This window comes from Nostocoides sp., from assembly GCF_035343835.1.
GTDB classification, from domain to species: Bacteria; Actinomycetota; Actinomycetes; order Actinomycetales; family Dermatophilaceae; genus Nostocoides_A; species Nostocoides_A vanveenii.
This window is the reverse complement of the sequence record NZ_DAOQZV010000165.1, coordinates 1-7,312: the sequence shown is the minus strand read 5'-3', so window position 1 is coordinate 7,312 and position 7,312 is coordinate 1. Positions and strand designations below refer to the sequence as shown.

The window sequence follows — 7,312 nt, the reverse complement described above, 5'->3', positions numbered from 1 at the left end:
AGGTTGTGCTGCTGCTTCAAGCGCCGGCACTTGGCGCGGATCTCCATCAACGACATATTCGGCGAATCGTCGATGTAGAGCGGGGAGTCCGAGATCTTGCCGACCAACGCGGCAAGCTTCTCCCAGCCGTGGTCGCCGATCGTGCCCTTGCGCAGGTCCTGCAGCGAGATCGTCCCCTCGGCCGCGAGCACACGCATCGAGATCTCGGTGCGGCTCATCTCCAAGGAGAAGAAGGCCGTCGCCATCTTGTGCTTGATCGCGGCCGCGCGAGCGATATCCATTCCGAACGTAGATTTGCCCACCGCAGGCCTCGCGGCCACGACGATCATCTGGCCCTTGTGCAGGCCGTGCAGCAGCTCGTCCAGTTCGTGAAAGCCGGTCGGCACGCCGGTGAACTCATCGGTACGCCCCGACGCGACCTCGATCTCGTTGAGCGTCTCCTCCAAGGTCTGCGCGAGCGCGACATAGTCCTCGGAGCCGCGCTTGTCGGCCACGGCATACACCTCGGCCTGCGCGCGGTTGACGATGTCATCGACATCGCCCTCGCCCTGGCCATAACCCAACTGCACGATCCGCGTGCCCGCCTCGACCAGGCGCCGCAGCACCGCGCGCTCGGAGACGATGGTCGCGTAATAGCCGGCGTTCGCCGCGGTCGGCACCGACTGGATCAGGTCGTGCAGATAGGCCTGCCCGCCGATGCGCTGCAGCGTGCCGCGCTTGGTCATCTCATCGGCGACCGTGATCGCATCGACCGGCTCGCCACGAGAGAACAGGTCGACGATCGCGTCATAGATCAGCTCGTGTGCCGGCCGGTAGAAGTCTGTCGACTTCAGGGCCTCGGCGACATCGCCGATCGCGTCCTTCGACAGCAGCATCCCGCCGAGCACCGACTGCTCCGCGTGCACATCCTGCGGGGGCAGGCGGCTGTCACCGGGGCCGTCCGGCGACCCGTATGCCCCCACATCGAGCTGCGCGATGCTCACCGACGACCACGACCTTTCCGAGCCATTCCCGCGTCCACCTCGAAGTAGATCAGGGCCCACCGACAACCCGGCCGAGCGGCGTGGGAGAGGGGATCGCGACACCGTAGAGCACCCCTGCGCGACACTCCAAAGACGCCTTGTGTATGCCGTGTGGACAGCCTGTGCAACACGCCCGCTCCCCTTGTGCACACCCGGGGGAAAAGCCTGTGGAGACCGCGGAGGAACCCCGCGCGTAACGCGCTGACCTGCGCAAACGACCATGCGGCAATGGGGACAAAAGAAACTTCGGGCGTGTCACCTGACCGAGTTATCCACGGAAACTGGGCAACGTGACCGCCTTAGGCGACCCGTGCTGGCACGCCCGCCGCACCCGGGAGAGACTGGCGCTATGCAGATCGTCACGCCCGCGGAACTCCAGGGCATCTTCGCTGCCCTCCCCGCCAATCCCCGCATCGTCATCAGTGGCAATGCGGCCATCCCGACCGACGCCATCCCCCTCATCGACGCGGCCCTCGAGCGCGTCATCATCCACGCGCTCAATGCCAGTGTCGGTGCCGCGCCGGTGCGCGACGGGGTCACCGCTGAGACCTGTTTCGTCGGCGCGGGCATGCGTAAGCACCCGGGCCTGGCGTATGTCCCGGCACGGCTCTCGCTCGTCCCGCACCTGTTCAAGGGCCCGCTCCCGCCCGACGCCGTCGTCATCCACTGCGCCCCGCCGCGCGACGGCCAACTGAGCCTCGGCATCGAGTGCAATATTCTCCCCGCCGCCATCGAGGCCTGCCGCGCCCGCTCCGGCCGGATCATCGCCGTCATCAACGACCAGATGCCTTATACGTATGGCGACGCTCAAGTCCCCGTCGACCACGTCGATTCTGCGATCGAGGTCAGCACGCCCCTTCCCGAGATCAAGCCAGCAACCCCCGATGACGACAGCAACCGCATCGGTGAACTCGTCGCCGTCCGCGTCCCCAATGGCGCGACCCTGCAAGCCGGCATCGGCGCCATCCCGGACGCGACCATCGCCCAACTGCACGGCCACAAAGGCCTACGCGTGTGGACCGAGACCTTCTCCGACGGCGTGCTGTCGCTCGAACGTGGCGGCGCAATGGACCCGAACCACCCGCTGACCACGAGCTTCCTGATGGGCACTCGCGAGCTTTACGACTGGCTCGACGCCAATCCGCGCGTGCGGATGATGCGCACCGAACGCACCAACGACCCGACCCTGATCGCCCTGCAGCGCTCGATGACGTCGATCAACACCGCTCTCGAGATCGACCTTTTCGGCCAGGCCAACGCCAGCCGCATCAACGCCCGCATCTATTCCGGCTTCGGCGGGCAGACCGACTTCATCGTCGGCGCGCTGCACTCCCCGGGCGGGCAGGCGTTCATGGCCATGCGCTCCTGGCACCCGAAGGCCGATGTCTCGACCATCGTGCCGCTGATCGATGAGCCGGTGACCTCCTTCCAGCAGTCCGCCGTCGTCACCGAGCACGGCGTCGCCGAGCTGCTCGGCTACACCCAGCAGGCCCAGGCCCGCCACCTGATCCGCGACGCCGCCCACCCCGACGTGCGGGACGAACTCTGGGAAGAAGCCGCCGCGCTCGGCCTCGCCTGACGACTGACAGACGGCAGCGAGAGCGGGATGTCCGTTGCGCCTTTGGAAGGCTCGCGCCGAAGTGGACAGATTGCAGACATCTCGATGCGCATCTGACTCTCGGTCCGCCAGGAGCGAAAGGATGGGGTTGTGGGACTCGCTTTGACGTCCCGCTGACTCGTCACCGGTCTCGCCCCCCAGTCCGGAGGTCTCGTCCGCCATGTCCGACACGTCGCTGGACGCCCGTCGCGGCGTCTCGGCTCTCGCGTTTCGGCTGGGTGCCCGCTGGGCGCAAGGGCAACGTATGGACGTGCCCCTGCCTCGCGAGGTCGCCCTCGGCATCACCCGCGCGACGGCCGTCGGCCTGGTCGCATCGATCGCGACAGCATTGGGCTCCGTCGACGACTATGACGCCTACCGGACCTGGCCGATGGTCGTGGCCTTTGCCGTGATGGTGCCGTGCACCGTGCTGTGCGTCGCCGGCACTTTGCTGCGACCGAGTGACTTCGGCCCGATCCGGATTCTTGCCGCGGTCACGCTCGTCGTGCTCGTGCTCTACGGTCTTGCCGGAGCGCCGAGGTGGCCGACGTTGCCCTACTCGCCGCTCCACGTCCTGGTGATGCCGGGAATGATGCTCATGCCGGTCGCCTTCGGGGTGCGGACGGCCGTCGCCAGTGCGCTCCTCCTCGGCGTGGTCACCGCACGCGCGCGCATCGCGGGTGTCGGTGTCTATCAAGGAACTTGCGAGAGCGTGTACTTCGCTGCGTGCGTGCTTGCCTTCGCCGTGCTCTACGGCGTTGTCACCCAACTGGTCGCCACGATCAACCACGCCGAAGAAGTGGCCAACCGGGCCACCGCCACCCAAGCAGCGACGCGCGCCGCCCTTCGGGCACGCGCCCAGTTCGACGACATGATCCACAATGTCGTGCTTGGGGCTTTGCTGCAGGCGACCATGGCCACCGACGCACCCGCTCGGGCCGTCGCCCGTGACCTAGCAGGCCAGGCCCACCAGGCCCTCAACCGCCCGCGAGACGCTATGCGCGGCGCTCCACCCAATTGCTGGCGGGCTGCCGTCGCCGATCAGGCCGCGGCCCTCGGCTTGAAGGTCGACATCCAGCAGCGGGGGCAGCCGGCCGATGGAACGCAAGCCGCCGCACTGCTCGATGCGACGGTGGCGGCCCTGACAAATGTCCGGCGTCATGCAGGCACGTCCGAGGCGTCGGTCCACGCCCGGTTCGACGCCGGCGCGCAGGTGACGATCCGCGATGACGGCGTGGGTTTTGATCCGGCCCGCGTCGATGTCGGGCGCTATGGCCTGCGGGTGGCCATCGGCGACCGGCTCCGGACCGTCGGTGGCACGGCGCAGGTTCGTTCCGCCCCCGGGAATGGCACGCAGATCACCCTCACCATCCCGCCGGCTGCGGCCTCCATCGCCTCCCCAGCGCCGGATCTGCACACCCTGCGGCATCCCGTCCTGCTGCTCGCGCTTTCGCTGATCCAGGCCGGCTATCTCGCGATCGGCTGGCTCTACCTCGACACGGCGCGCCTTCCCGTGCTCAATGTCGTGTTCGCCGTCGGCATGCTCACGATGACGGCGCTGCTCTGGGTGATGCCACCGACCGGCTATTGGCGGGCGGCCGCGAGCGTGGTCTTCCTTCTCCCAGTCGCCTTTGCCATCAACACGCAGGACCTCGGTGTGCCGGACTGGCGCACGTGGTATGTCGGTTTCGCCGACGTCGCCGCCGCGACGATCGCCGCGCGGTTCAGCCCGCGCTTCGCCCTCATCGCGACCCTGGGCAGCGCCGCCGGATACGCGGTCACGCAACTGGTCGCCGACCCCCCACTCAACCTGGTCATCGTGCTCAATGCCTGGCCACAAGTGCTCATCTTCGCCGTCGTCGGCGCCTCCATCCGATGGGGCATGGGGCGATTCCAGGCCCGCCTGGCGGCGGCGAATAGCCAGATCCAGCGCCTGGATGAGCAGCGTCGGGTCGACCAGGCGCGCGCCGACATCATCGCCGAACGGTCCGCCGATCTGCAGGCCACGGTTGTGCCGATGCTTCGCCGGATCGCCGATGGACCAGCCTTGACCGACGACGAACGCGCGGCCGCGGCCCGCACCGAACTCGCCTTGCGCGACCAGCTGCGCAATCCATTGCTCCTCGGCACGGTCGCCCCCGCCCTCAAGGTCCAGATCGAGATCGCCCGCCGCCGCGGCACCCGCGTGGAACTCCAGACTGAGCCGCTCCATGACTTGGTCATCCTCGCCCTCGTGGCGCGCGTGCTCCTCGATAGCCTCCCCACTCTCGGCGCCACCGCCACGATTCGGGCCGTCGCGACCGGCCCGGATGCTGCGTCTGTTTCGGTCACCGGCGGTCCTCTGGCCTCCGTGGCCGCACCTGACGGGCTCGTCACTCGCGCAATGACCGATGACGATTTCTCGATGCTCTCGATCACCCGAGCGGGTGCGTCGGACCCGACGTGAGCCAGGCGCCTACGATGCCCGGCATGTGCCGCAATATCAGGCCGCTGAACAACTTCGAGCCGCCCGCTACCAGCGACGAGGTCCACGCCGCGGCCTTGCAGTATGTCCGCAAGGTCGCCGGGACGACGAAACCCTCGGCCGCGAATCAGGCCGCCTTCGACAAGGCGGTCGCCGAGATCGCGCACGTGACCGCGCACCTGCTCGACGATCTGGTGACCACCGCCCCGAAGAAGGACCGGACGGTCGAGGCGGCCAAGGCCCGCGCCCGCGCGGCCGAGCGCTACGGCCGGCCGGCCTGACGGCTCGAGCCACGGCATACGTGAAGGACGCACCCCCGATCGTCGCCGCCCTCCGGCGCGCCCTCGGTGAGCACGGCGACCCCGAGCGCGCAGCCGGTCAGCAGCGCTATATGAAATCGGCGATGCCCTACCGCGGCATCACCAGCCCGCACCTGCGCTCGATCGCGCGGGCCACCTTCGCGGCCACGCCGCTGCCGCAGACCCGCGACCAATGGACGTATGCCGTTCGCCTCCTCTGGGACGACGCCGCCTTCCGCGAGGAGCGGTATGCCGCGTCGCTCCTCGCGCAGCACCGCAGCGCCCGCGGGTGGCAGGACCCGATGACGCTCGGGCTCTATCGCCACCTGGTCGTGACGGGCGCCTGGTGGGACTACGTCGACGACGTGACCAGCCATTGCATCTCGCCAATTCTGTTGCAGCACAACGCGGCCGTCACGCCCACGATGCGGGAGTGGGCCCGCGCGGACGACCTCTGGCTGCGCCGCTCGGCGATCATCAGCCAGCTCCCGTTCAAGGACCGCACCGACACCGCGCTGCTGACCGACGTGATCGAGGCGAACGTGGAGGGCACGGCATATGGGCACGAGTTCTTTGTCCGCAAAGCGATCGGCTGGGCGCTACGGCAGTACGCACGCGTCGACCCCGACTGGGTGCGCGCCTTCGTCGCCGCGCACGAGCCAGAGTTGTCCGGGCTGAGCAAGCGCGAGGCGCTCAAACACCTCCGCTGATGCCCGCGGGGTCACCCCGCGGGCATACGGCTCGTCTTCGTCGGGCGGAAGCGATCAGCGAGGCGCCATATTGATCGAGCCACCGGGCACGGCGCGACCGGCCGCACCCAGCCGGCACGGCTCGCGCCGGGAGCCGATGATCGTGAGGGAGGCCGAGTCGATGAAACACTCCGCGGTCTTGCTGGGCTCGGTGTAGTAGCTGATTCCGACCTGGCCGAAGCTCAACGCGGAGTCGTATCCCGACCACTGGTGGGTCCCGTTGATGTGGAAGTCGAGGTAGTCGCCGTCGACCCAGACCTCAACGAAGTTGTACCCGGTGGAGAAGACCGACGAGGTTCGGGTCCAATTGACCACTGCTCCCTCAGTGCCGTTGGCATTGATGCGCCAGACCGAATACCAGCCCTGATTTGCGTACTGGAAGAGATAGGACGGCTTCCAGTTGCCTGTGCCGTCGACACTGCCCGGGTTGCCGCGCACGACCAAGGCGTTGGCGGCTACCCCGGTCGAGTTCCCACGGCGTCGCATCCGCACCGCGTAGTAGAAGTCGCTGTAGTTGCCCGTGCGCTTGGTCGAGACACGCATGCCGGGGATTCCGCGCGAGTACAGATTCCCGGGCTTGAGCGTCCACGTGCCGCGGACATTGGACCAGCCGGCTTTGCTGCCGTTGAAGGTGCTGTTGAATCCCGCCGGTGCGGCGTGGGCCGCCTCAGGCAGCAGCAGTCCGGTCACCGGCACGACCGCGGCGGCGGTCAAGAGTGAGCGTCGATCCATGATTCCCTCCTGAAAGGCAGCGGTCGCCGAGTACGGCCGCTCGCCCACCAGGAGCCGCGCCGCCGGTCCCGTGATACCACGCGCTGCTGTCGGGTCTCCGCCAGTCGGCGCCTGTCCACTTTCGATTGGGCTGAATCGGCCACGCGACGGGGCGGGGCAGACTGGGGCGCGATGGATGACCGGAGCCTGGCCCGCGAGATCGTGCGGCTCGCCGTGCCCGCTTTCCTCGCGCTGATCGCCGAGCCGCTCTTCCTGCTCGCCGATTCGGCGATCATCGGCCACCTCGGGACGGTCGCGCTCGCCGGTCTGGGGCTGGCGAGCGCCGTCCTGCTCACCGTGGTCGGCGTCTTCGTCTTCCTCGCCTATGGCACGACCGCGGTCGTCGCCCGCCAACTCGGCGCCGGCTCCCGCAGCGGCGCGCTCGCCGCCGGCCTCGACGGCACCTGGCT

7 protein-coding genes are annotated in these 7,312 nt (G+C 68.3%); 5 read left to right on the top strand and 2 right to left on the bottom strand.

Translation table 11 applies throughout. From position 1 onward, the window contains the following. Nucleotides 1–983 (bottom strand): DnaB-like helicase C-terminal domain-containing protein (locus tag PKH97_RS11625; protein WP_324387614.1); only part of this gene is annotated, 983 nt, incomplete at its 3' end. 388 nt (nt 984–1,371) lie between these two features. Here PKH97_RS11625 and PKH97_RS11620 point away from each other — a divergent pair. The 4 genes from PKH97_RS11620 to PKH97_RS11605 all read left to right on the top strand — a co-directional run bounded on the left by PKH97_RS11620 (nt 1,372) and on the right by PKH97_RS11605 (nt 6,092). Next, the gene (locus tag PKH97_RS11620; RefSeq protein ID WP_324387613.1) at nt 1,372–2,601 is read left to right on the top strand and encodes an acetyl-CoA hydrolase/transferase C-terminal domain-containing protein; all 1,230 of its coding nucleotides are present in this window, start codon (nt 1,372–1,374) and stop codon (nt 2,599–2,601) included. A gap of 283 nt (nt 2,602–2,884) precedes the next feature. Beyond that, the gene (locus PKH97_RS11615; protein WP_324387612.1) at nt 2,885–5,065 is read left to right on the top strand and encodes an ATP-binding protein; all 2,181 of its coding nucleotides are present in this window, start codon (nt 2,885–2,887) and stop codon (nt 5,063–5,065) included. A 23-nt stretch (nt 5,066–5,088) separates the two neighbouring features. After that, entirely contained in the window at nt 5,089–5,364 is a 276-nt protein-coding gene (locus PKH97_RS11610) for a DUF2277 domain-containing protein (protein WP_324387611.1), read from the top strand. 20 nt (nt 5,365–5,384) lie between these two features. Then, nucleotides 5,385–6,092 carry a DNA alkylation repair protein gene (locus PKH97_RS11605; protein WP_324387609.1) on the top strand — a complete coding sequence of 236 codons (708 nt, stop codon included), beginning with the start codon at nt 5,385–5,387 and terminating at the stop codon, nt 6,090–6,092. Nucleotides 6,093–6,146: 54 nt separating this feature from the next. On the opposite strand, the gene PKH97_RS11600 is transcribed toward PKH97_RS11605, so the two are convergent. Continuing rightward, nucleotides 6,147–6,863 carry a hypothetical protein gene (locus PKH97_RS11600; RefSeq protein WP_324387607.1) on the bottom strand — a complete coding sequence of 239 codons (717 nt, stop codon included), beginning with the start codon at nt 6,861–6,863 and terminating at the stop codon, nt 6,147–6,149. Between the two features lie 171 nt (nt 6,864–7,034). Between PKH97_RS11600 and PKH97_RS11595 the strand changes: the two genes are divergently transcribed. Next, on the top strand, nt 7,035–7,312 hold a 278-nt coding region (locus tag PKH97_RS11595; RefSeq protein ID WP_324387606.1), incomplete at its 3' end, for an MATE family efflux transporter.